Source organism: Mariniphaga sp., assembly GCF_041687215.1.
Classification (GTDB): domain Bacteria; phylum Bacteroidota; class Bacteroidia; order Bacteroidales; family Prolixibacteraceae; genus Mariniphaga.
Map to the genome: position 1 here is coordinate 36,486 of NZ_JAWLCI010000026.1, position 26,478 is coordinate 62,963.

Sequence of the window (26,478 nt, forward strand, 5' to 3'; positions counted from 1 at the left end):
AAGTGGAATGAGGATTCTGAAAGGTGGATTTTGGAATCATTTCATGATTTTATTAGCAGAATTACCCACTGGTTATTAACTTTATCCCTTTAGTAAATTATACTATTGCGCCATGAGGCAACTATTGTTTAAAATCGGCTTAATTTTAGTTTTAACCTCCTGTTTTTCCGGAGCTTTGGCCCGGGAATCCGATTTTTCGCGTTGGTTCCCCTTTAAAAATATTCGTACAGATGCAGGATTGCTGCACCCCCGGGTAACCGCCATTGAAACCGATTCCAGAGGTTTTATCTGGGTTGGCACCCAAAACGGCATGAATTTATACGATGGCTATGAATTCAAATCGTTTACCCATAATGAGAATGATACTACTTCATTAAGCGATAATGACATCAGTTACATATATAACGATAACGCTGATAATATTTGGATTGGGACGAGTAAGGGAATGATAAACCGCTATTGCAGAAAAACCAATTCATTTATCAGATACGACTTGCCAGAAAAACTGGGCAAAAGAAAAGATATCAAAAAAATTGCAGCAGATGGTAATAATAATCTTTGGATTGGATACACGGGAGGATTGGTGAAATTTGACCCGTTAACCGGCGAAGCGGCAAAATACCTCAACCCCGATTTTCCCGGAACTTCCGGTTCGCTCGAAACTTTTTTTATCGATTCCTTCGGTCGTTTTTGGGTAAGCTATTGGAATGGAGGCGTTTATTTATTTAATGCTGCCGACGGAACTTATTCCAGGTTTACAGACGAAGGGCTGGAGTTTCTCAATCGTTCTTCGGTAATGAGTATGACCGAAGACAGCCGGCACAATCTCTGGATGGGTTCTTATGTACACGGGCTCCTGAAAATTTCACACCCCGAACTCAAAGTTTCGGTTTACAGTCACAATCCGATCGATTCTGCCGGTATAAACAGCAATAGTGTAAAAGCGATTGAAGTAGATGAACGGGACAACATTTGGATAGGTACCGAAGAAGGAGGCCTGGACTATTTTAACAGAGAGGATAATATATTTTATCATTATTTCTCAGAATTTCAGGGAGAAGGGGCAACTGAAGGACTTAGCATCTATGCAATGAAAATGAGTTCTGACGGTAAGCTTTGGATTGGAACACGTGAAAATGGAATATTTATGACCCGCACTTCTCCCGTACCCTTTAAATTTATTAATCCGCAAAACTCATTTGAAAAGGTTGTGGTAACGTCGATTTGCGAAGACTACAAGGGAAATGTATGGGCTGCCATTAAAGGTGATATTGCCAGAGTCAATCTAAAAACTTACAGAATCGAACCCTTAAACCTGAATCTGCCCGAATCTCCGAATGTTATTCAGTGTGATGGAAATGGGAATATCTGGATTGGTGGATTGAAGGGAGGTATTTATACGTACAATATTAAAAAACAAAATATTGAAAAGCTGATTTTTGAAGAGCTTGAAAACAGAAAAATCTTTTCTTTTTATTTTTCAGAAACCAGGGTTATGGTATTTTCCGGTATTTTGGGAGCAATTGATTTGGCAACACGAAATTTTGAAATTATTCGCGTACCAACAACTACAAATCCTTACGCGTGGCTTGAAACCGTTACTGAAATGCTTTTCATAACCCGCACCGACATTTCCTGGTTTGAAAAACCCAAAAATTCAAACCTGGAATTTCAATTTGATTCCACCTTAAATTTTCATTTTCCCAACAGCAAATCAGTATATGCTACACCCGACTTCCTTTATAATGCCACAGATGCAGGTTTGTACCGCGTTAAAAGAATTACCGGAGAGGTTAGGTATTTTGATAAATTGCCCGGACCGGTAAATTATGAAGTGAATGTTATTTTTCAGGGGCCAGGCAATGAAATCTGGTTTTCAACCGCTTATAATCTGGTCCGGTTTGATCCGGATGAAAACCATTTCCGGATGTATGACGATTTTGATGGAGTTCCTGATATTTATTTCAGAGATAATGTGGGCTGTAAATTAAAAAACGACAAAATTATTTTTGGTGGTGATAATGGTCTGGTTTTGTTCGATCCAGCAGATATTCACATTTCCCCGGATAAGCCCAACATCGAATTTACCGGTTTTTCTGTAGGAAACATAGGCAATACTCAGGATTTAAATCTTGAACCTTACCGTAATTCCGGCAATTTCATTAAACTGAAGCATAATCAGAACTTTTTTAATATCCGGTTTGCACTGCTCCATTACGAACAGCCCGAAAAAGTGCTTTACCGTTATATACTGGAAGGTTTTGACACGGAATGGACTGAACAATATAATTCACGTGAAAAAACCTATATGAACCTGCCTTTTGGAGAATATCTTTTTAAAGTTCAGGCAAAAAATCCCGACAACCAGTGGTCTGAAATCAAACAATTGGGCATTCGTCTTAATCCTCCCTTTTGGCTGACAAGGTATGCATATCTAACCTATTTCCTAATTTTTATCCTGCTGCTTTACATGTTCCGAAATTTTAACATCAAACGTGAACGATTAAAAAACGAATTGGAATTGCAGCATTTAAAAGTTGAAAATGTTGAAAAACTGGCCCAAAAAGAACATGAACTAAATGAGTTGAAACTCCGTTTTTTTACCAATATTTCCCACGAATTTAAAACACCTTTAACTTTAATTATCTCACCCATTGAACAATACATGGAGACCATGAAGCCACTTGGGCATGAAATAATGGCGCAGGTACATGCCAATGCATTGCGGTTGAAACAACTGGTGAGCCAGGTATTGGATATTCGTAAAATTGACCAGGGGAACATGGAGGTAACTTATGCTTATGCAGATTTTATAAGGTTTGCGTCGGGAATTGCCATGCGGTTTAAAGGACTGGCAGCAAAGAAAAAGCTGGGTTTCGAATTCATCGCCCAGGAAGAACATATTTTCACCCGGTTTGATGCCGATAAAATGGAAAAAATCCTGACCAATTTACTGTCGAATGCTATACAAAGCACATTTTCGGGAAAAATTACCCTGGAAATTGGAAAGTATTCAGACAAACATCACAGTGAATGGGCAGAACAAATCGAAATTGTGGTTAAAGATACCGGCGTTGGAATCCCTGAAAATTCTCTCGAAAAAATATTCGACCGGTTTTATCAGGTAAACCAGGCTAAGAGTCATGCAGGAGGCGCCGGCATAGGTCTTTCACTGGTAAAAGAACTGGTTGCACTCCATCAGGGAACTGTAAAAGCAGAAAGCACGCCCGGTAAAGGTTCGCGTTTTATCGTATGTTTTCCCGTCATTCATCCCGAAAAATCTTCTCACTCTGAAGAAGAAACTGAACAGGAAAAAATGTCATGTGATTTGCCGGAACCTGATAATCTGCAAGATGATATTCGAAAAGTGATTTTAATTGCAGAAGACAACCAGGAGATGAGGAATTATCTGGTGAACGAATTGAGTGGGGAGTATGAAATACTGGAAGCAGAAAACGGTGTAGAGGGACTGGAGAAATGCCTGAAATTTAATCCCGACCTGATAATGAGCGATATTATGATGCCCGGCACCGACGGATTTGAATTTTGCAAACAGGTAAAAACAGATGAACGCACCAGCCATATTCCGGTGCTGCTTGTTACCGCGCTTTCGGGTAGCGAGTCGCAACAGGAAGGCTATCACGCCGGCGCAGATGATTACATCACCAAACCATTTAATATCACTATTCTGAAAGAAAAAATCCGGAATTTTTTAACCACTCGAGAAAAACTGAAACAACAATTCATCCGGGATGCCTGGTCGGAACCCGAAATTTTGAAAATTGCCTCGGGCGACGAAAAGTTTCTGAAAAAAGCCTATGAAGTCATTGAAGAAAACCTCTCGGAAAGCGAATTCGACATCAACGATTTTGCTCGGGAAATGGCCACCAGCCGCTCCCAGTTATACCGGAAATTAAAAGCCCTTACCGGACTGTCGGCATCCGAATTCATAAAAATTACGCGTATAAAAATTGCGGCGCGGTTAATTAAAGACAAAAATTACAACGTCAGCGAGGCTGCATATACGGTCGGGTTCAAAGACCCGAAATACTTCAGCAAATGTTTTCAGAAACAATTTGGTGTCGTTCCTTCCCGCTTTAAAGATTCCGGTCAACCGCACAAAGTGTAAATACAGTTCAAACTAAGGTGTAATACATTCCAAATTGCTGTTTCCGGTCATCTTGTCAATTTTACAGAGATTAAAATGATTAGTTTTAATTAAATTTTTTAAGGATGGAATTGACAAGAAGACATTTTTTGGGAAAATCGCTGGCCGGAACAGCAGGGATTGTGCTTTCAAATTCGATGAATACACAGGCAGAAAATCCGCTAATCCAAAACGGAAACCTCCTTTTTGGATTTTCAACTTCTTCCACCGTTTTGGACGAAGCCCGGAAAAACATCCCCAAAATCAGACAACGCGAAACACGTATTCAGTTCCTTAACAAATGGGGAAAACCTTTGTCAAACCACGATGTGGAAATAAACCAACTCAATCACCAGTTTCTGTTCGGAGACAACAACTGGAACATGTCGGCCATGGTACGCAACGGTATGGGTGGCACCGACCGGCTGAAATATTACCGGAAACGTTTTGAAGAAGTGCTCAACTCCTTAAACACCACTGTTTACTGGGCCGAACGTCCACGAAACGATGCAGCCAAAACTCAGGATTTTCAGGGTGAAATTCGGTGGGACGATTTTGAAGAATCGGTGAACTGGGCCAATGCACATGGATTAACAGCCAAAGGGCACCCCATGTACTGGACGGTTCCAAAGGCAATCCCTGACTGGCTGGCAAAATATCCGTATGAAACCCACATGAAATTTGTGGAAGTACGCATCCGGAATCTGGCCGCCCGGTTCAAAAACCGGGTAAAAGTCTGGGATGCCGTCAACGAAATGCTCTGGGAGCCCCATCCGAAAAACCTGGCAAAAAGAGAGTGGCCTTACCGGGAAACCATGGAAAATATGGTGGATTATATTGGAAAAGTTCTGACCTGGGCCCGCGAGGAAGACCCCAACGCCCTTTATGCCATTAACGATTATGGGTTGTCCACTGCAAAGTTTGGTGAGCAAACCAGTCACGACGGAAAAATTATTACCCCGCAAATTCAGCGCAAACGGTACATCGAACTCATGCTGCGACTTGGCGATGCGGGTGTTTCTCCCAATCTGATGGGAGTTCAGTGCCATACCGGCTGGATCACTCCCTCTGAGCAAATGGCTTTTTTTGATGAAATGTCTTCTGCCGGAATTCCTTTAACTGTTACTGAATTTTGGGCTAATACCGATGAACTTAAAAATAAAACAAAAAACGCAGTGGAAGGCGAAGAGTGGAGAAAATTCGCAGGAAATAAAAAATACGAAGATTTAAATGAAGAAGAACTTGAAGAACTTCGCGATAAGTATGTGCTGGATTTTCTTACCTGTGCTTTTGCACACCCCAACATCGACTCATTTTATTTTTGGGGATTTATGGGCATGACCGTTAAATTCTTAAATGAAACTAATTCTGCTCATGAAATGCAGCCCTTGTATTATAAAGTGAAAGACCTGATTCATAACCAGTGGACTACAAAACTGAAACTCAGAACCGATGAAAATGGTTTGGTGGCTTTCCGCGGATTCTGCGGCGACTATACCGCATTCATTCAGCCATCAAACGGAGTGGCCACCGGGCATAACTTTCAAATAGATAAAAACCGTGATTTAAATAGTATAACCATAAAAACCGTTTTGGAATGAACCGATTTTCAAGAAGAAATTTTATACGTAATGCGGCACTGGCAGGCGCCGGAACAGCAGCCGTAATTCATGCAGCAGGCTCGGGGTTGGTGCCACAGGACGTGGAGTTTTCAACTCCGCATTCAGAAAAAACAGTGCTTGATTTAAACAATGCGGCGTTGTCCGAAGGGATGCCTTCGGCAGAATCTCCGCGTCTTTCTGCTGACCAAAAAGCCTGGATGGATTTAAAATTTGGCATGTTTATCCATTTTGGAATTAATACGTATTACGACATGGAATGGAGCGACGGAACACTCGACCCGAAAGCATTCAATCCGGAAAAACTGGACACCGACCAGTGGTGCCGGACAGCCCGCGATGCCGGAATGAAATACATCGTGCTGATAACAAAACATCACGACGGGTTTTGCCTTTGGCCTTCGAAGTATACAAATTACACTGTGGCTGCCTCGCCATGGAAGGGCGATTTGGTGGCCGAAGTGGCCAATTCGGCTGCTAAATACGGATTGAAATTCGGGTTATACTATTCTTTATGGGACCGGAACCAGAAATTGCACGATACCGATGAACCGCGGTTTGTGGACTGGATGAAACTTCAGTTAGAAGAACTTTTAACCAACTATGGTGAAGTGGTTGAACTTTGGTTCGACGGATTCTGGAAAAAACAAAACCACGGCTGGACCAAAAAGCAGGAGATTGATGGTGAGGCAGAATTTCTGGAAAAAAACCACCGGCGCGATCTCGATTTCATTCATGCCTGGCGTATGGAAGGCGCTTACCGCTGGCAAATGGATCATTTGTACCAGTTTATCAAATCGATTCAGCCCAATTGCCTGGTAATGAATAATGCCACCACTTCATATCCGGGAGTGCCGCTCCATCCGGTGGATATTCGCTGCGGCGAAAAATATACCAGCCCGAACAAAAACGATGTGAAAGTGTGGGACTGGCTGAATGGCCAGGTTTATCTGCCCCTGCAAATTGAAACCACCATGTCGGTTAAAGGCAATAAGCAGTTTAAATCGGGCAACTGGTTCTGGCACGAGTGGGACCATTCGGTGGCTTCCAAAGAAACCATACTGAATTACCTGGAAGTGGCTGAAAAAATGGAAGCCAATCTCCTGCTCAATTGCGGCCCTATGGCAAATGGTTTGCTCAGGCCCGAAGATGAATCCACTTTAAAATCATTGCGGGTATGAAAACAGGCAGGATAATTTTTTTGCTCTTTGGAGTATTTGCATTTTTTATTGTACACGGCCAACCCTTTTTTGATGTGACCGAATTTGGAGCGGTACCCGACGCAAAGCAACCGCAAACAGATGTTTTGCAAAAAGCCATCGATGTTTGTGCCGAAGCCGGGGGCGGAACCGTTGTTTTTCCTCCTGGAATTTACCGGTCAGCAACATTGGTTTTGAAAAGCAATGTTTATCTGCATCTTTCCCCTGGAGCTGAACTGGTTTCATCTCGAAACGAAAACGAATTCAAATTATTTACCGATGCCGGATTTCATGCCTCCGGGCTTCCGGTTCAGGTATTTGCTGTAAATGCTGTAAACATAGGAATTTCAGGAACCGGTATCATTGACGGGAAAGCAGAATATTTTTTAGATGATTTGGAAGGAATTGACAATTTTGTGGCTGAAGAATTCCGCATTGCCCGGGAGGCCGGTGTTCCCATGAAAAAACATAAAAAAATTCCGCCGCTTACTGTGATGGTTTTTTTCAATAACTGCCGGAATGTAACTTTCCGCGATGCATCGTTTTTAAATTCGATGCACTGGGGTATTCACCTGAAAAGTTGCCGCGATGTGGTTGTTGATGGCATTAAAATCTATTCAAGCCTTGAAAAGGGAGCCAACTCCGACGGCCTCGACATTGACGGTTGCTCCAATGTTTCCGTATCCAATTGTATAATCGAAACCGGCGACGATGCCATTGTGCTGAAAACAACAGATAAAGACGGTCCGGCAACGCCTTGCGAAAACATTACGGTAAACAACTGTATTCTTTCTTCTACTTCGGCTGCGCTAAAGTTGGGAACCGAAAGTTTTGCCGATTTCCGTCACATTGTTTTTTCAAATTGTATAATCCGAAATACAAATCGAGGTTTGGCCATCATAATTCGCGATGGCGCAACAGCCGAAAATATCCTTTTCAGCAATATAACCATTGATTGTCGCAGAAAGGATTTTTACTGGTGGGGAAGTGGAGATCCTATCTGGCTGGTAGTTACCCAACGAAATGAAAATTCAAAAATCGGACATATCCGGAATGTCTTTTTTTCAAACATCAGAGTTACCGGGCAGGGTACCACAAAAATTGAAGGACATCCCGAACGACCTCTTGAAAATATTCAGTTTAGCGATGTTTCCATAAAAATGGATCCTGAAGACCGGCCCGATAAAAGAGCCTTGCAGGGATTTTACGCGCATGATGTGAAAAATCTCGAAATGAATCATTTTAAGATAACCTGGAATGAAAAAGAACCAGAACCTAAATGGCAACATGGAGCGGTTTTCGAAAACATAAGTGGATTGAATTGGAATGAAGTCTCTATTGATCCAGTACCGGGAAAAGATGAGCCGGCCGTAATATTTAAAAATGTTTTATCAAAAAAATTATAATTCAGGAATGAGACCTACTTTAAAAACCAGGCATATTTTTATAAAAGCTACTCTTTTTGTGCTGATTATACTCATTTTTTACGGATGCAGCCGGTTTTACAAAAAACCAGTAACAGCCAGTTTTTCACTTATTACAGAGGCACAGCCGGGAGAGACCTGGTATCCGCAAAGGGCTACAGAATCAGCAGAAAAAAAATCCTTTCCGGTCAAACAATTTCATTGTGATTTGTCGCATAAGAATGGAAGTTTAAATCTTTATTTTTTGCAACCAGATGGCTTTTTGGAATTTACTCCCGAGTCAGTGGGGCTTCCGGCAGACTGGAAAGGGTATTCAAAGCTTCAGCTAAAATTTGAAAATTCAGGAAATAGGCTTGTAAATCTGCTTATTTCTCTCAAAGGGGTTCGGGGAATTTTAACAGACACGCTGACAATCGGGCCTTCCCAAAAATTGCTTTTTGATATGGATATTACCGATTTGCCGCTCACTGCGGGGAATCATCCTCCATATCAACCGCATTATATTCAAATTAGCGGTAAGGAACACAATACAGAATTGATAATTCATTCAGCAAAATTATCAGGTGGTATTCCAATAAAGTCGCAACCGGTGGTTGATCGTTTTGGGCAACGTATCAGCAAAAACTGGCCGGGAAAGATTCATTCAGAAAAAGAATTGACTTCAAACCGTATGGATGAATCAAACACTCTTAATCAGAAATTGCGCACCGAATGGGACAACTTTGGAGGCTGGTTAAACAAACCACAACTGGAAGCAACCGGATTTTTCAGGGTGGAACAGGTAAACGGAAAGTACTGGTTTGTTACACCTTCCGGCAGGTTATTCTGGTCGTTTGGAGTAACAGGTATTCGTCCGAAAGTAGAAAACGTGGGATGCACAAAAATCAAAGGACGGGAATTTCTGTTTGAAGAGATTCCTTCCAAAAAAGGTAAGGACTCTTATGTGTGGACAAGCGATGAAGATGCCAGTTTTTATTGCTGGAACGTCATCCGGAAATATCCCGATGTGGATGAATGGCGCAAAACAGCATTCAGGCGTTTGGATAGCTGGGGCTATAATACTATTGGCAACTGGTCGGAGGATTCGTTGATTATGCAGGCGGAATTTCCGTTTACATGGTCTTTTCGAACCACTGAAAACAAAAAACTGATGCTTGACAACGGCATTCCTGATGTTTTTAATGGGGAGTGGCAGCAACATATCGATTCTGTGTTTGAAAAAGCTGCTGAATATAAAGATAATCCATACTTGCTGGGTTATTTTGTAGATAACGAAGCGGGTTGGGGAGAACTGGATTTACTGGGAAATATGCCTTCAAATTCTCAATCGCGCAGTGCATGGCTTGAATTTAATCAGAAAAAATATCGCTTGCTAAAAAACCTGAATGAACAATGGGGAACTGCCTTTAAAACCTGGGAGGATTTAAAGTATTTGAATGTGAACCTGAGCAGCCCCGATTTTCTGAAAGATTTGGAAGCTTTTGAAATCCTTTTTGCTGAACAATATTTTGGCTCCATCAGAAATACCCTGAAAAAATACGACCCGAAACATTTGTACCTGGGATGCAGGTTTACACGAAAAATTAAACCGGAACACATTTGCCGGGTGGCCGGAGAATTTTGCGATGTGGTTACGGTAAACGTTTACGCCTGGGCCCCAACCGAAGAAGTGATGGGCGAATGGTACAAACGAACGGGAAAGCCCATTTTAATTGGAGAGCACCACATCAATCTGGCATCGGAAAGGCAGGTCCCTGCAACCTGGGGCGCCACTCCACCCGATGAAAGGAGAGCCTATTACAAAAATTATGTGGAAACCTGGGCAAAAACGCCCTGGTCGCTGGGTTGCCACTGGTACCAGTTTACCGACCAGCACATTACGGGGCGTGTTTCCAACGGGGAAAATCAACCCATTGGTTTGGTGGATATTACCGATCAGCCACACATTGAACTAATTGAAACAGCCAAAGAACTGAGCGGAAAGATTTATGAATGGCATGGGAATGGAAGAATGAATTGATCAAATTTCGCAAAGGAGAAAGTTATAGGTATTTTTAACGTCAAATCGGAATAAGTTTAGATCAAATAAATTTTTAAAATGAATTATAATAAAGTTTTCGGAAGGATAATTTTTCTGGCATTTTTTGTGTTCAGTACCATTTGCCATGGTGCAAACACAGATACGATTCAACCTCGTTTTGAGGTCACTCTCCCTGAAGCGCATATCGGAAATTTGGAAATAGATACAAAGTTGCTCGACAGTTACGAACGTTTACCTGAAAACATTCGTCAGTTTTACCTTGATTCAAGAGCTGTATTTTCGGAAAATCCGGATGCAGATTTTTCGCATCCTGATATTATCGAGGCTGCCAAAAAATACGAATTGCTGTTAATGGGAGCCCCAATGCTGGGCAACCTACGGGAAGACGGTGTGGATATTTGGCTGCGCCCGGCCACTGCCGAAAAACTGGTGGTAAAAGTGACAACTTCTGATGGAAACGCCGAAAAATCGTTTGTAAAAAATTCGGTAAAATCTGGAGTGGCACAAAGAATAGTTGTTGATGGATTAACTTCTGACAAAAACTACAAATATTCTGTTATCGTGAACAACCATAGGATTGCAGATGGTGAATTTAAAACAGCGCCTGTTTCCGGCAGTAAAGAAGTTTTCAAACTGGCATTCGGTTCCTGCTTTCATAAAATAGGTTTGCATAATCCGAATCTTATCAGTGAAATTGTGAACAGAAAACCACATGCTATGATGCTTTTGGGCGACATGGCGGTTGACGACAGGGAAAACCAGATTAACATGCACCGATCGGATTACCTGTTGCGGGATGTTTCAAAGTCATGGAGTCAGCTTTCGGCTTTTGTTCCGCTTTATGCAAGCTGGGATGATCATGATTATTTTAACAACGATCTTGGCGGCATACCTGAAGGATTCACCGAAGCAGACCGAGAAGCAGTCCGGGCGGTTTGGCATGAAAACTGGGTTAATCCGGAAAATAACCATCCGGGCATTTATTTTAATGCGCGCATTGGACCAGTTGAGGTGATAATGCCCGATACCCGGTCTTTTCGCGAAAACGAACGAAGAGGAGAATACGGTGCTTATTTGGGAATGGAACAGCTCAACTGGTTAAAAGAGACATTAAAAAATTCGGACGCGCAGTTTAAGGTCGTCTCCAGCGGAACAATGTGGAGCGATTATATAACTCCCGGAAAAGATTCATGGGGAACCTGGGATACAAAAGGGCGTGAGGAATTTTTCAATTTTATTGAGGCTGAAAATATTACCGGTGTTATACTGGTTAGTGGCGATCGGCATGGGGCACGCGGATTTATCATTCCCAGGCCGTCAGGATTTCAATTTTATGAATTTCAGGTAGCCTCGCTTGGCGGGGTGCCGGGCCCTGTTGCCATGGCAGAGGACACTTCAAATCAACTATTTGGATATTTGGGGAAAGACATCATAGCTTTTGGTGAATTTTCATTTGATTCCAGAGAAGACAAGCCAGTGGTAACATTCCGGTTAATAGATGAGTTTGGCCAGATACTGGAAGAACATATTTTAAACCTTGAATGATGATTAAACGGATTTCGGTTTTCCTGATTGTATTAAAATTTGCTGTCTTCACTGTTTTTGCCCAGCAGGAATTTAATCACCCGCGGGGAATTATTACCCAAAAGGAAGTTCATGTAATCAGGGAAAAGGTAAAACGGGAGCCTTTCAAAACCTGGTTTGAAAAGATGGAAATTACTACAGTTCAGGCTGAAAAAGAACTGGATATATCCGACCCGTATCAACCCGTTTTTCTGGCCAAAAAACAGGCTCAGCTTTATGTTTTAACTGAAGAAAAAATCTGGGCGGAAAAATGCTGGCAAACACTTCAGCAGGTAATTCACGACTCCATTTATTTCAATGAACCCATATCGCGTGGACTGACACGTGCAACACAATTATTCGGCACAGCAGTTTGTTACGATTTTTGTTATCATGCATGGAATGAAAACCGGCGAAAAGAAGTTGCTGAAAAGCTTTTTCAGACCATGCTCACTGTTAATTCCAACATGGGGTATTCTGCGAATTATGCTATGGAATCGAACTGGAACGGAGTCCGCTGGGGAAGTGCACTTTTGGCAGCACTGGTTTACGACGATTTGGAAGGAAAATACGATCGTAATCCGGCACTGCCTTTTATCTGGGACATCCAGAAACGGCTGAGAGACCATATCGAACGGAATATTTTTCCGGGAGGCTGGAGCGCCGAAAGTTTGTCATACCATGTTTACAACTGGAGTTTTATAGCACCTGCAATGGCTGCCTTGCAAAACAGCAGCGGTAATCCGGTTTTCGAACTGGAAAATTACGCGCCACATGCTGTCAACACTTTATGGGGCTGGTCCGCTGCCAGTGTTGCCATTCCGCATCCCGGAGGCCGAACCACCCAGCCCGATTTATCAGACGACGACCCACAAGGAAGTTATCTGCTGACTGCTTTCGGATTGCGTCTGTATCCTGAAAACCAAATTCCGGCTATAAAATGGATGCATGATTATTTGCTGGATGTTGAACGAATCGATGATAAGCGGGGCAATTTGTTTTATTCCGTTTGCTGGTATCCCGAAAAAATTCCGGCACAAAACCCGGGAAAATTGGGGTGGCTTACTTTTACCGATGAAACTTACGGTGTCTCGGTCTGGCGAAACCGGTTTCAGGATGAAAACGATATTGTGGTGGCGTTTAATGTGCCTTTAAAACGTGTTTCCGGGCACAAAGGTCCTGATAACCTGACTTTCCGAATAATTGGGAATGGGAACATTTTGGTAACTGGTGCCGGACGAACCGGTGAAATTGCCGGCCAGACAAACTTTTTCCCGTCAAAACCTTTAGTGGGAGAAAAGGAACCCGAAGGATCACAGGAAAGTCATTCCTTTAAAACATGGAAAGATGGAGACCGATTTTTTGCCTCGGCAGAAGGGAGTAGTTTAGGCGTAAAAAATCACAAACGAAATATTGAAGTCGGATTTCAAAATGAAAATGGCGTTGTCATAAAAATCAACGATTTATCTGAAAACGGGAAAGTCTGGCGTTTGAACACCCCTGAATTTAACGAGGTGGAAGTCCTTGAAAACGGATTCATCCTGGTTTCACCAAATGGTTCGAAAATGAAAGTGACTGCACCTACCGAACAAATAAAAGGCAAAATCTCCGTATCAAAAGTGCGCTATGGGGGAAGTACTTCACAACATAACCGGGGCATCGGTTTTGGAGTCAGGTATTGGGAATACAATAAAGCTGTGGATATTCCCTGCAACGGAACACTGAATGTAAAAATTGAATCGCTGGATATTTTCTGACCTGAAAATCCCATGGACCTATCGTTGAATATCCTTTTGTTATTTCCTTACCGACGATTCCCTGACAATAAGATCGGTGGGCATTACAAGAGTCTGGAGACGATTGGATTTATCTTTCAAATTGATTTGCCGGATGAGCAAATCTGCCGCTTTTTTCCCATTTCAAAACCCGGCTGCCTGATGGTGCTGATGGAAGGCGTAACAACCTCTGAAAAAGGTTCGTTGCTAAACCCTACAATTAAAATATTATCAGGCACTTTTAATCCTTTTTGGCGAAGATAAATTATTACGCTAAGTACACTGGTATCATTGGCGCAAAAAATAACATCGGGTTTTATTTTATTATGCAACAACTTTTTTACGGCATTTGTACCATTCTCCCGGGTCAGGCTGTTATGAATAAGAATTGATGGGCTGAGCGGACTTATGGAAAATATCCCCGTCCAGTATCCATTGGGCGTCGAAAAATGGACATTATTTTTTAAAAATTTCGTTCAGTAAGCTTGCTCAAATCTTACGATTGAACTATTTTTACACAAGTTCTGATGAATACCAAGAGAGACTAAATCGAGACCAATTGTTTTAAGTGCTTAAAATGATGTTGATTTTCAGTTGGATGTAAGACAGGTTCGGGCCCCAGCTGAGTCACTTTTCAGGAAAACAAAGAAAAACAAAAGCACTTAAAACGTTGATTTTAAGTGCTTTTTTCGTTTGGTGAAAATCAAAATCCACCATAAAAAAGCAGATAAAAGGTGACTAAATCGAGACTATTAAATTTTTAGCCAAAAGGTTGTCTCGGTAAACCTTGTAACTCTCTGATATTCATCATTTAAATTGATTTTTTTGGTCTTGTTTGGTGTTGTAAATGGACCCCAAAAAAGATAGTTTTGTGCACTAAAGCGAGACCTGTTTTTAACTTTAACCAGGGTTACCATGAGAATTATTGTAAATTTACATTTGAAAAGCATAAAAAGCAGAAAAGACAGCAAATGCCCCCTTTATGCCAGATGCAGCATGGAAGGCAGCCGGATTGAATTGTCAACAGGCATTTTTATTCCTAACGAAAGCTGGGATCCGGATGGCCAAATGGTAAGGGGTCGGACCGAAAAAGTTCGCATCATAAATTTAAGGTTAGATAAACTGGACTTAAAAAAAACAGCTCGTTGGTAGCCGATTGTTCACTTCTGTTTGCTTGTTATGTTTATAAATCAATTGTTTTAATGAGCGTAATAAGTAAATCGTATTTTAAGCTGATTGAGACAGCCAGGGAACTGAGCGGAAAGATTTATAAATGGCATGGGAACGAAAGATTGGATTGACCAAATTTTGCGTAGGAGAAAGTTATGGGTATTTTTAACGGCAAATCGGAATACGTTTAGATCAAATAAATTTGAAAAATGGATAATAATAAAATTTTTGGCAGGTTAATTTTTCTTGCATTTTTTCTTTTTAGTACCACTTGCTATGGCGCAAATCCAGATACGATTCAACCCCGCCACAAAGTTACTCTCCCTGAAGCGCACATTGGAGATTTGGAAATAGATATGAAGTTACTCGACAGTTACGGGCGTTTGCCTGAAAACATCCGGCAGTTTTATTTTGATGCGCGGGCTGTTTTTTCAGAGAATCCGGATGCCGGTTTTTCGCATCCTGATATTATTGATGCTGCACAAAAATATGATATGCCGTTAATGGGAGCCCCAATGCAGGGAAACCTCCGAGAGGACGGAGTGGATATCTGGTTGCGCCCGGGCACAGCCGAAAAACTGTTTTTAAAAGTTACAAGCTCTGATGGTAGTTTTGAAAAATCTTTTGATCAGAATTCGATTGAGTCCGGCGTGGCACAAAGAATAGTTGTGGATGGATTAACTTCCGATAAAAACTACAAATATTCTGTTATCGTCAGCAACAAAAGTGTTGCAGATGGCGAATTTAAAACAGCGCCTGTTTCCGGCAATAAAGGAGTTTTCAAACTGGCGTTCGGTTCCTGCTTTCACAAAATTGGGTTGCATAATCCAAATCTGATCAGCCAGATTTTGGACAGAGAACCACATGCCATGATGCTTTTGGGCGATATGGCGGTTGACGACAGGGAAAACCAGATTAACATGCACCGGTCGGACTATTTGCTTCGGGATGTTTCGAAATCATGGAGCCAGCTTTCCACAAATTTGCCACTTTATGCGAGTTGGGATGACCATGATTATTTCAACAATGACCTCGGCGGAATTCCGGAAGGATTCACAGAAGCTGACCGAGAAGCTGTCAGGGCTGTTTGGCATGAGAACTGGGTGAATCCAGAAAATAGCCATCCGGGCATTTATTTTAATACGCGTATTGGACCAGTTGAGGTGATAATGCCCGATACCCGGTCTTTTCGCGAAAATGAGCGGCGGGGAGAATACGGTGCCTATTTGGGAAAGGAACAGCTCAACTGGTTAAAAGAGACTTTAAAAAAATCCGACGCCCCGTTTAAGATCATTTCCAGCGGAACCATGTGGAGCGATTACATTACTCCCGGAAAGGATTCATGGGGAACCTGGGATACCGAAGGGCGCGAAGAACTTTTCAATTTTATTGAAACTGAAAATATTTCCGGAGTTATCCTGGTTAGCGGCGATCGGCACGGTGCGCGCGGATTTACCATCCCCCGCCCGTCAGGATTTCAGTTTTATGAATTTCAGGTCGCTTCACTTGGTGGAGTGCCAGGCCCTGCTGCCATGGCAGAAGACACTTCAAATCAATTATTTGGTTATTTAGGGAAAGACATCATAGCTTTTGGTGAATTTACTTTCGACACCCAAGGAGATAAACCGGTGGTTACATTCCGGTTGATCAATGAGTTTGGCAAAATACTGGAAGAGCATATTTTAAACCTTGAAAGATGATTAAAATGAAAATAACAGCGCCTGCCGATCAGATAAACGGACGGATTTCCGCAACGAAAGTTCGAAATTGTGGCAGTACTTTGCAACGTAGTGGAGGCATTGGTTCTGGCGATTGGTACTGGGAATATAGCCAGGCTGTGGATATTTTCTGCGTCGGAGTCCCGGGTGTGAAAATTGAGTTTTTTTCAACTGATTGCTGGCGGCTCAATTAAAAGTTCAAAATTTGCCAATTACTTCAAATGATGAAATTCAAAGAATTTGGTAAATGCAGGTTTGTGTCTGCTTAAAATTCAGAATAGTTTCGGAGAATGCCGTTGAGCAATTTTATTACTTTCTCCGTTTTTTTCCAAACCGAACAAACATCAACACAACATTCACCACAAAAGCAGAAATAATTATCAAATTCCCCAAAAGCGGATCGCCCCAGAGGTTGATGAGTTTGCCGGTTAAAGCAACAAAACCGCCTACCAGCATGGCGGCGGTGAGTTGAGGTTTAACAACCTTCAAATGCAGTAAGCCAGCTAACATGGGCACCACAAACGCACCCGAAAAAAAGGTGAGCGCCAGCAGAAGCGACTGCAAAATGGAGGTTACAAACAGGGCAATGCCAATACTCAAAACTCCAAGTACTAAAATCAGAATCCGGGTCATCCGAAACGCCTTTTTTTCTTCCATATCGGAATGGAACAGTTCACTGAGGATGAGCGATGAAGTGAGCAATGTTGTGTCAGCCGACGACATCACCGCCGAAAGCAGCGCCGCGATAAACAGTCCGTAAAACCAGTTGGGCAGCAGGTGCTGTGCAAACGACATAATCTCGCGACTTCCGGTGGCGTTGGAATACACACCCAGAAAAGTGAGTGCGAATGAAATGGGAATCAGGATTACGGCCACAATCAACACACTGCGGGTGGCAGTTTTTTCATTTTTGGCGCAAAATACGCGCGAGTAAATATCGGGACCCACCACAAAAGTAACCGAGTAGGTGAGTACCAGAATAAGCAAATCCACACCAGAAAACGATTCGTTGAACAAGGCTCCGGTTTCCAGTTTTGGCAAAGAAGTTGCCACTTGTGACCGGGTGGCAAAAACAGTTAATACCGCAAGTCCGGCTACAATAAGCACAGACTGAAGTGTATCGGTTTTCAGAATACTCATTTGCCCGCCAAAAAGAGTGTAAAGAATAAAAACCGTTCCGGCCAGCACGGCAGCCGCAGAATAACCAATTATTTCCAGCCCGGCAAGAATTTTGGCCGCTGCAATAATCTGCGCCCCCACAATACCCAGCCACGCCAGCGGAATTACCAGCGACGAAATAAGCCGCGCCCGTTCCCCAAAAAAATGTCCCAGTAAACCGGGCAAAGTAAATTTTCCGTAACGACTTACATATTTGGCCAATGGCGCCAGAACAAACAATCCAAACGAAGCACAAAACAAAAACCACAATGCTGCCCAGCCCACACTCTGACTCAGCTCAATGGTGCCCAAAATGGCCGAACCGCCCAGAATTGTCGCCAGCAAACTTCCCGAAACCGGAATGAGTTTTGCATTCTTGCCGGCTACATAATAATCGGATGGCGTTTTAATTTTGAACCAGGAATAAACGCCTAAAAGCAAAACAAAAACAAAATAAATGGCCACAAAAACAACCGGATTGTCCATTTCTTTTTTTTACTGAATGAGGGGTAAATATCGGAAAATCTCATTCAATATTGTATTTTCGCTAAGTTTTTAAAAAAAATGTACTGATATGAAGCGACTGATATTTACCATTTTGGTGGTTTTTCTATTTTTGACAGGTTGTAATACCAGGGAGCGAATCGCTCCGCCGGAAGCTAAAAAGATACCCATGGAATTGACGATACACGGACATACCCGCGTGGATAATTATTATTGGTTGCGTGAACGCGACAATCCGGAAGTGATTGAATTTCTGGAAGCTGAGAATGAGTATAAAGAGAAAGTGCTGGCGCATACTGAACCGTTTCAGGAGGAGTTGTTTGAAGAAATAAAATCGAAAATTAAGCAGGAGGACGAATCGGTTCCGTACAAAAAAAACGGCTACTATTACTACAGTCGCTTCGTTCCCGAAACCGAATATTATCTGATTTGCCGCAAAAAGGGTACACTGGATGCCGAAGAGGAGATCATGCTCGATGTAAACCAAATGGCCGATGGATACGAGTATTACCAATTGGGTGGCACTGCCGTAAGTCCCGACAATAAAATGTTGGCATTCAGTGTGGATACAGTCAGCCGAAGGAAATACACTATTTGGTTTAAAAACCTGGAAACGGGCGAATTGCTGGAAGATGCCATTCCACTTACTTCGGGCGGAATTGTTTGGGCCAACGACAATAAAACGGTTTACTACGTTTTAAAAGACGACGTAACATTGCGTTCCGAACGAATAATGAAACACACGCTGGGAACTCCTTTCGAAAATGACGAAGAAGTATTTTACGAGGACGATGAAACATTTTCGGTGTTCATATATAAAACCAAGTCTGAAAATTATTTGATTATTGGCAGTGAAAGTACGCTCACTTCGGAATATCGTTTTCTGGATGCGAACAATCCCGCCGGGGAATTTAAAATCATTCAGCCCCGTACCCGCGGACTGGAATACAGGGTGGAACATTTTGGCAACGATTTTTACATCCGCACCAACCTCAATGCGCTAAATTTTAAATTGGTGAAAACACAAGTTTCAGCTACTGAAAAGGAAAACTGGCAGGAGGTGATTGCTCATCGCGAAGATGTTTATTTTTCGGATTTCGAAATTCTGAAGGATTATCTGGTCGTTTCGGAACGGAAAGAAGGAATTACCCAACTTCGCGTGATGCCCTGGGAAGGTGATAACGAGTATTACATTGATTTTGATGAGGAAATTTATACCGTTCGCGGTAATGTAAACCTCGATTTCGATACAGAGGTTTTTCGGTATAGCTACACGTCGCTTACTACGCCCAATTCCATTTTCGATTTCAACCTGAAAACCAAAGAGCGCACTTTGCTGAAAGAGGACGAAGTGCTGGGAGGTTTCGACAAAAACGATTACGTAACCAAACGCATTTACGCCACTGCCGGCGACGGAACCCAAATTCCAATGTCGCTGGTTTACCGCAAAGGATTGCAAAAAAATGGTGATAACCCGGCACTCATTTACGGTTACGGCTCTTATGGTGCCACCATGGATCCCACATTCCGGCTGCCCATTTTGCCGCTGCTCGACCGCGGTTTTGTATATGCCATTGCCCATATCCGGGGCGGCCAGATTAACGGCAGGGCCTGGTATGAGGACGGAAAACTTTTTAATAAAATGAACACCTTTACCGACTTCAACGATTGTGCACAGCACCTCATTAACGAAGGATACACAAACCAGGAAAAACTGTTCGCAAAAGGCGGCAGCGCCGGTGGTTTGCTTATGGGCGCTTGCATGAACATGCGTCCCGACCTGTACAAGGGCGTAATTGCCAACGTGCCATTTGTTGATGTGGTTACAACCATGCTTGACGAAACCATTCCGCTCACCACCAGCGAATACGACGAGTGGGGAAATCCTAACGACGAAAAATACTACCACTACATGCTTTCCTATTCGCCCTACGACAATGTGGAAGCCAAAGATTATCCGGCACTGCTGGTCACCACCGGATTCCACGATTCGCAGGTACAATATTGGGAGCCGGCTAAATGGGTTGCTAAACTCCGCGAATTAAAGACCGACGATAATCCACTCATTTTCCATATCAACATGGACTACGGACATGGCGGCGCTTCGGGACGGTTTCAGTGGATTAAGGATGCCGCACTTGAATATGCATTTATGTTCGATTTGCTGGGAATCGAATAAATTCATTTTAATTTCTGTTGCGAAACATCTCCTTTCGAACCGAAAAATAATTAAATTTGCAAAAGCCGTGTTCGTACACGGGATTGTTTTGATGGAAAAACAAACTAAAAATTAAATATCATGAATAAAATTCTCTGGTTTTTTCTTGCAGTATTAGTATTGAATGGTTGCAACAGTCCAACAGATGATGGATGGACAGATTTATTTAACGGTAAAGATTTAACCGGTTGGAAACAACTGAACGGCGAGGCAATTTATGAAGCCATCGACGGGGAGATTGTAGGTACCACAGTGGCCAACACGCCCAATTCGTTTTTATGTACCGAACAAGAATACGGTGATTTCGTACTTGAACTCGAAATGTTGCTGGTGGACGATTTCAACTCGGGCATGCAGTTCCGCAGCCAAAGTTTGCCCGATTATATGAACGGAAGAGTACACGGTTACCAGTGCGAGGTGGATCCTTCTGACCGTGCCTGGAGTGCTGGCATTTACGACGAAGCCCGTCGCGGCTGGCTTTATCCGGTGGATTTGAACCCGGATGCAAAATCGGCTTTTAAATCAGGCGAGTGGAACCACTACCGCATTGAATGCATTGGGCCGTCAATTAAAACATGGCTCAACGGTGTTCCCGTTTCATATCTCCTCGACGATATGACACCAAAAGGTTTTATTGCTTTGCAGGTTCATTCCATTCGCGATGAGGCGATGGCAAACCGTCAAATCAAGTGGCGGAACATCCGCATTAAAACCGAGAACCTGGAACCTTCACCCAACGAAGGCATTTATGTAGTTAATATGTTAGCCAACAACCTGAGTGAAGCAGAAAAGGAACAAGGTTATAAACTGCTCTTCGACGGCCAGTCAGCCGATCAGTTTAAAAGTGTTGACGGTGACGAATTCCCTGCTGAAGGATGGCAGGTAAAAGACGGCTTACTTACTGTTTTGCCAGGTGGTGAAGGCGGAAGTATTATAACCAAAGAAGAGTTTGGTCCTTTTGAACTGAAATTCGATTTTATGTTTACTGAAGGCGCCAACAGCGGTGTGAAATACGGTCTTGGAAATAATGGGCATTCAGTTGGGCTCGAGTATCAGATTCTCGATGACGAAAATCATCCCGATGCCAAAAACGGAATAAACGGAAACCGCACACTCGCCTCGTTATATGATTTAATTCCTGCCAAAAAAGAAGGCCGTTTTATTAACGGGCCCGGCGAATGGAACCGAGGACGCATTGTTCTTTACCCCGACAACAGGGCAGAACACTGGCTGAACGGGCGAAAAGTGGTGGAGTTTACCAGAGGAAGTGAAGAATTTAAAGAATTGGTTGCAGGGAGTAAATTTGCCAAAATGGAAGGTTTTGGCATGGCCGAAAGAGGTCCGATACATATTCAGGATCACAATGATGAAGTGCATTTCAGAAGTATTAAAATAAGGGAATTATAATAATGACAAACAGAAGAAATTTTTTAAAAGCTGCCGGAATCGGGATGGCTGCAGCAGCAGTTCCCGGGTTGGCAAATGCCGCTTCAGTTAATGCTGAAGTAAGAAAAGGCAAGAGTGATATTCAACTCGGTGTGGCATCTTACACCCTACGGAAATTTTCTACCGAAGAAGCGCTTGATATGACGGTGCGCTGTGGAGTGAACCGGATTACATTTAAAGACATGCATTTGCCGCTTGATGCAGACAATGCAGCCATTAAAGAAACGGTGGAGCTCTGTAAGAAAAAGGGAGTTACGCTTTACGGCGCCGGCGTGGTTTACATGCGCTCAAAAGAGGATGTTGACCGGGCATTTGAATACGCCAAAACGGCGGGCATGGAAATGATTGTAGGTGTTCCAAACCATGAGTTGCTGGAATACGTGGAAGGCAAAGTAAAAGAGTACGACATTAAACTGGCCATTCACAATCACGGACCGGGCGATAAACTGTATCCCAGCGCCGAAAGTGCCTACAACCTTATTAAAAACATGGACAAACGTATGGGCCTCTGCATTGATATTGGGCATACCAAACGCATCAACCGCGATCCCGAGCAGGATGTAAAGGACTTTTTCGACAGGGTGCTGGATATCCACATTAAAGACGTTACAGCCGCTGCTGCCGAAGGAAAGACCTGCATTATCGGTCGTGGCGTGATCGATTTTCCTGCGTTTATGAAAAATGTTGTGGACATGGGTTACAAAGGAACCCTGGCTTTGGAATATGAAGCCGAAGCTGACGATCCACTGCCGGGAATGATGGAATCGTTCGGTTATACCAAAGGTGTGATGGCGATGTTGTAGGAGGAAGAAGTTTAAAGTTCGAGGTTTAAAGTTTAAAATTCAGAGCTCTGGATTTAAAGAATAATAAGACTTTGGTCTTCGGTCTTCCAACTTCGGTCTTCCGACTTCCTACTTCAATCATTTAGTGAATCAAAAAGATTTAAAATTGTAATTTGGAAATTAATAATATCAAAGAATTAAAAATAATATGAGTGCAAACAGAAGAGAATTTCTTAAAAAAATGACAGCCGGAGCGGCAGGAATTGCAGTGGGTGGATCGGCTATGGGAATGTCGGCAAAAAGTTACAGCCGGATAATTGGGGCAAACGACAGGTTGAATGTGGCCATTGCAGGATTGGGTCGCAGGTTGGGTGCTTTTTATGCTCCCATTGCCAAAAAGGAAGCAAATGTAGAGTTGGTTTATTTGTGCGATGTGATGGAAAAACAGCGTGAAAGAGCGCTTCAGAATTTTTCAAAACGAATTGATTATAAACCGAAGCTGGAAAACGATATCAGGAAAGTGATTGACGATCCGAAAGTGGATGTTTTAATCAATGCCACTCCCGACCACTGGCATACTCCGGGTTCGGTTATGGCCATGAAAGGAGGGAAACATGTTTACGTGGAAAAACCAAGCAGCCACAACATGTTTGAAAATGAGATTCTGGTGGAAGCTGCCAAAAAGCTGAACAAAGTGGTGCAAATGGGCAACCAGCAGCGTTCATCCGACCATACCATCGAAATAATGAAGGAAATCCATAACGGAACAATTGGAACGCCTTATAAAGCCGTGGCCTTTTATACCAGTGCCCGCGGAGAAGTTCCCCATCAGCAAAAAGCACCGGTACCGCAGGGCCTCGACTGGGAATTGTTCCAGGGGCCGGCACCGCGTCGTGAATATACCGTGGAAACATGGGATTACAACTGGCACTGGTATGGCTGGAATTATGGAACTGCCGAAGCCGGAAATAATGCCACCCATGAGCTGGATGTGGCGCGCTGGGCCTTGCAGGTTGACTTTCCGCTGCATGTTGATGTGGAGGCAGCCAAAAGGCATTTTGTAAACGATGGCTGGGAAATGTACGACACCATGGATGCCACTTTCAGGTTTGCCGGCGACAAAATTATTAAATGGGACGGTAAAAGCCGCAGCGGTTACGACACATACGGGGGCGGTCGCGGAACCATCATCTATGGTAGCGAGGGTTCTGTTTTTGTTGACCGTGATAAATACATTTTAACCGACAGGGGTGGAAAAGTTATCCGTGAAACAAAATCGGGTTCAACCGAAGCAGGAACAGCGCTGGGCGGTGGAGGCGACATGTCAACCACACACGTGATAAACTTTTTTGATACCATCCGGGGTAAAGCAAAACTGAATGCACCCATCGATGATGCCAACATCAGCATGGCCATGGTGCATTATTCCAATATTGCTTACCGCATTGGAAAAGGATTCGATATTGACGACAAAACCGGACGGATGTTCGACCGCGAAGCCATGAAACTGTGGGGCCGCGAATATGAACCGGGCTGGGAACCAAAAATATAAATTTTGAGTTTTGGGTTCAAAGTATCGAGTGGTTCAAATTCAGAACGCTGAACTTTGAACTTTTTGATTACAGTGAACCCGAAACTTTAATCATTAAATATTGAAATCAATGACATCAAGAAGAAAATTTATACAAAGAGCTGCAACCACTTTTGGAGCAATTACCATTGTTCCAGCACACGTTTTATTTGCCAAACCCGAAATTAGGAATAAAGCGGGCGAAATTATCCAAAACGCATCGGTGGCCCCCAGCGATAAAGTAAACATGGCTTGTTGCGGAATTGGAAACCGTGGTGGCCAAATTATGGGCGATTTCTACAAAACCGGTCTTGTTAACTTTGTGGCCCTTTGCGATGTTGACATGGGCGCTCCACACACCCTTAAAAGTATAGAAGCCTATCCAAAGGCAAAACGTTTTCAGGATTTCAGGGAAATGTTTGATAAAATTGAAAATGAATTTGACGCGGTAAGTGTGGGTACCCCTGATTTTTCCCATTTCCCCATAACCATGCTGGGCATGTCGAAAGGGAAACATATATATGTTGAAAAACCAATGGCCCGTACTTTCAACGAAATTGAACTGATGATAAATGGTGCAAAAAAATACAAGGTGGCCACGCAAATGGGAAACCAGGGACATTCTGAAGGAAATTATTTTCAGTTTAAAACATGGGTTGAAGCAGGAATAATCAAAGATGTGACTGCCATTACCGCACACATGAATGGCCGCCGTCGTTGGCATGGATGGGACACCAGCATGACCAAATTCCCCAATGGTGAGCCCATTCCGGAAACTCTGGACTGGGACACATGGCTAATGACCGCTGAGCATCACGATTATCAAAAAGACTTTGTAAACGGACAGTGGCGCTGCTGGTACGACTTTGGAATGGGCGCACTTGGCGACTGGGGGGCTCACATAATGGATACCGCTCATGAATTTCTTGATTTGGGATTGCCTTATGAAGTTGACCCGGTCCGCATTGATGGTTACAATCCACTGTTTTTCCCACAAGAAACCACTCTGGCGTTTAAGTTCCCAAAACGCGGAAAAATGCCGCCGCTTACCATTACCTGGTACGATGGGATGAACAACATCCCGCAGGTCCCCGAAGGGTATGGTAACCTGGAAGTTGACCCGAATATTCCACCTGCAAGCAACGGGCAAATGCAGCCTGCAAAGTTGGGGCCGGGGAAAATTATTTATTCCAAAGAATTGATGTTCAAAGGTGGTTCGCACGGTAGCACTTTGTCGATTATTCCTGGAGACAAAGCCAAAGATATGGCATCGAAACTGCCGGAAGTACCCAAAAGCCCGTCGAATCATTTTGCCAATTTCCTGCTGGCTTGTAAAGGAGAGGAAAAATGCCGCTCGTCGTTTGACATTGCCGGTCCGCTAAGCCAGGTATTTACATTGGGCACCATGGCGCAGCAGTTAAATTCAAAAATTATTTTCGACCGTAAAAAGAAACAGGTAACCAATAACGTGTTGGCAAACCAAATGTTGGTTGGTGCTCCTCCCCGCAAAGGATGGGAGGAATTTTACAAACTGTAGGATTAATAGCCTGAAGAAACTTCAGGTTTTTCCACCGATTTTAGCAATATTGTTTTTGATTTTAAAGAATAAAGGAATATAAGTAATTTATTTTTAATGAGTTAAATAAATAAATTGAATTTTATGCTGTTAAAAACCCAGCTAAAATTTTTTTCTCCTGATTCTTTTTATACATTTGTTACGTTAGCGATAACGGAAAACGACCAAAAAATATTTTTGAAGAATAAGCAACATTTCAACCTGAAAAAGTTTCCTTTGAAATCATTCGAGCAAGAAAGTTGGACTATAACTAAAAATCTATTCTGCCTATGAAAAAATCCAAATAGAATCCTTGATCTTATTAAGAAATTATGATATGAAATGAATTTCATTTTAGTGAATAATTAATTCTATTTTTTAATTAAAAATTTTTACACCTATGAAAAAAAGCGCAACGCAAAGTTTTTTGCGACAAGGGCTTAATATGTCCTTTGCAAAGTTTCTTATGGTTGGGATTTTTCTGATATCTCAACTTGGGGCAGTCGCCCAGACAAGAACCATAACCGGTAACATAACCGGAGATGATGGTTCCCCACTACCGGGAGTTACAATTGTTCTTAAAGGCACT

At 42.8% G+C, this 26,478-nt stretch carries 18 protein-coding genes; 16 read left to right on the forward strand and 2 right to left on the reverse strand.

Features of this window, described 5'->3' with window-relative positions:
• The first annotated feature begins 112 nt into the window (after positions 1-112).
• The 7 genes from ACESMA_RS10835 to ACESMA_RS10865 all read left to right on the forward strand — a co-directional run bounded on the left by ACESMA_RS10835 (position 113) and on the right by ACESMA_RS10865 (position 13,750).
• Positions 113-4,129, forward strand: a complete 4,017-nt coding sequence (locus ACESMA_RS10835; protein ID WP_372948831.1) for a two-component regulator propeller domain-containing protein — start codon at positions 113-115, stop codon at positions 4,127-4,129.
• A 104-nt stretch (positions 4,130-4,233) separates the two neighbouring features.
• Positions 4,234-5,748 (forward strand): endo-1,4-beta-xylanase, encoded by a 1,515-nt coding sequence (locus ACESMA_RS10840; protein ID WP_372948832.1) that lies wholly within the window; start codon positions 4,234-4,236, stop codon positions 5,746-5,748.
• Positions 5,745-6,947, forward strand: a complete 1,203-nt coding sequence (locus ACESMA_RS10845) for an alpha-L-fucosidase (RefSeq protein WP_372948833.1) — start codon at positions 5,745-5,747, stop codon at positions 6,945-6,947. The genes ACESMA_RS10840 and ACESMA_RS10845 overlap by 4 nt, the downstream gene beginning before the upstream one ends.
• Positions 6,944-8,371, forward strand: a complete 1,428-nt coding sequence (locus tag ACESMA_RS10850) for a glycoside hydrolase family 28 protein (protein WP_372948834.1) — start codon at positions 6,944-6,946, stop codon at positions 8,369-8,371. The genes ACESMA_RS10845 and ACESMA_RS10850 overlap by 4 nt, the downstream gene beginning before the upstream one ends.
• Before the next feature lie 7 nt (positions 8,372-8,378).
• Entirely contained in the window at positions 8,379-10,409 is a 2,031-nt protein-coding gene (locus ACESMA_RS10855) for a beta-galactosidase (RefSeq protein WP_372948835.1), read from the forward strand.
• Positions 10,410-10,487: 78 nt separating this feature from the next.
• Positions 10,488-11,975 (forward strand): alkaline phosphatase D family protein, encoded by a 1,488-nt coding sequence (locus tag ACESMA_RS10860; protein WP_372948836.1) that lies wholly within the window; start codon positions 10,488-10,490, stop codon positions 11,973-11,975.
• Entirely contained in the window at positions 11,975-13,750 is a 1,776-nt protein-coding gene (locus tag ACESMA_RS10865; protein WP_372948837.1) for a hypothetical protein, read from the forward strand. The genes ACESMA_RS10860 and ACESMA_RS10865 overlap by 1 nt, the downstream gene beginning before the upstream one ends.
• Positions 13,751-13,866: 116 nt before the next feature.
• On the opposite strand, the gene ACESMA_RS10870 is transcribed toward ACESMA_RS10865, so the two are convergent.
• Positions 13,867-14,103 (reverse strand): substrate-binding domain-containing protein, encoded by a 237-nt coding sequence (locus tag ACESMA_RS10870; protein ID WP_372948838.1) that lies wholly within the window; start codon positions 14,101-14,103, stop codon positions 13,867-13,869.
• A 580-nt stretch (positions 14,104-14,683) separates the two neighbouring features.
• Here ACESMA_RS10870 and ACESMA_RS10875 point away from each other — a divergent pair.
• The 3 genes from ACESMA_RS10875 to ACESMA_RS10885 all read left to right on the forward strand — a co-directional run bounded on the left by ACESMA_RS10875 (position 14,684) and on the right by ACESMA_RS10885 (position 16,850).
• Positions 14,684-14,920, forward strand: a complete 237-nt coding sequence (locus ACESMA_RS10875) for an Arm DNA-binding domain-containing protein (RefSeq protein WP_372948839.1) — start codon at positions 14,684-14,686, stop codon at positions 14,918-14,920.
• 227 nt (positions 14,921-15,147) lie between these two features.
• Entirely contained in the window at positions 15,148-16,638 is a 1,491-nt protein-coding gene (locus ACESMA_RS10880; RefSeq protein WP_372948840.1) for an alkaline phosphatase D family protein, read from the forward strand.
• Positions 16,639-16,643: 5 nt separating this feature from the next.
• Complete coding sequence (locus ACESMA_RS10885; protein ID WP_372948841.1) at positions 16,644-16,850, forward strand: hypothetical protein; 207 nt, start codon at positions 16,644-16,646, stop codon at positions 16,848-16,850.
• 115 nt (positions 16,851-16,965) lie between these two features.
• Here ACESMA_RS10885 and ACESMA_RS10890 read toward each other — a convergent pair whose 3' ends face one another.
• Positions 16,966-18,300 (reverse strand): sodium:solute symporter, encoded by a 1,335-nt coding sequence (locus ACESMA_RS10890; RefSeq protein ID WP_372948842.1) that lies wholly within the window; start codon positions 18,298-18,300, stop codon positions 16,966-16,968.
• Positions 18,301-18,388: 88 nt separating this feature from the next.
• Between ACESMA_RS10890 and ACESMA_RS10895 the strand changes: the two genes are divergently transcribed.
• From ACESMA_RS10895 to ACESMA_RS10920, 6 genes are all read left to right on the forward strand, one after another.
• Positions 18,389-20,497 carry a S9 family peptidase gene (locus ACESMA_RS10895; protein ID WP_372948843.1) on the forward strand — a complete coding sequence of 703 codons (2,109 nt, stop codon included), beginning with the start codon at positions 18,389-18,391 and terminating at the stop codon, positions 20,495-20,497.
• Positions 20,498-20,617: 120 nt separating this feature from the next.
• Positions 20,618-21,943 carry a DUF1080 domain-containing protein gene (locus ACESMA_RS10900; protein ID WP_372948844.1) on the forward strand — a complete coding sequence of 442 codons (1,326 nt, stop codon included), beginning with the start codon at positions 20,618-20,620 and terminating at the stop codon, positions 21,941-21,943.
• A gap of 2 nt (positions 21,944-21,945) precedes the next feature.
• Positions 21,946-22,785, forward strand: coding sequence for a sugar phosphate isomerase/epimerase family protein (locus tag ACESMA_RS10905; protein ID WP_372948845.1), 840 nt, complete (start codon positions 21,946-21,948; stop codon positions 22,783-22,785).
• Between the two features lie 187 nt (positions 22,786-22,972).
• Positions 22,973-24,316, forward strand: a complete 1,344-nt coding sequence (locus ACESMA_RS10910) for a Gfo/Idh/MocA family protein (RefSeq protein WP_372948846.1) — start codon at positions 22,973-22,975, stop codon at positions 24,314-24,316.
• 109 nt (positions 24,317-24,425) lie between these two features.
• Positions 24,426-25,871, forward strand: a complete 1,446-nt coding sequence (locus ACESMA_RS10915; protein ID WP_372948847.1) for a Gfo/Idh/MocA family oxidoreductase — start codon at positions 24,426-24,428, stop codon at positions 25,869-25,871.
• A gap of 418 nt (positions 25,872-26,289) precedes the next feature.
• Positions 26,290-26,478 (forward strand): hypothetical protein (locus tag ACESMA_RS10920; protein WP_372948848.1); only part of this gene is annotated, 189 nt, incomplete at its 3' end.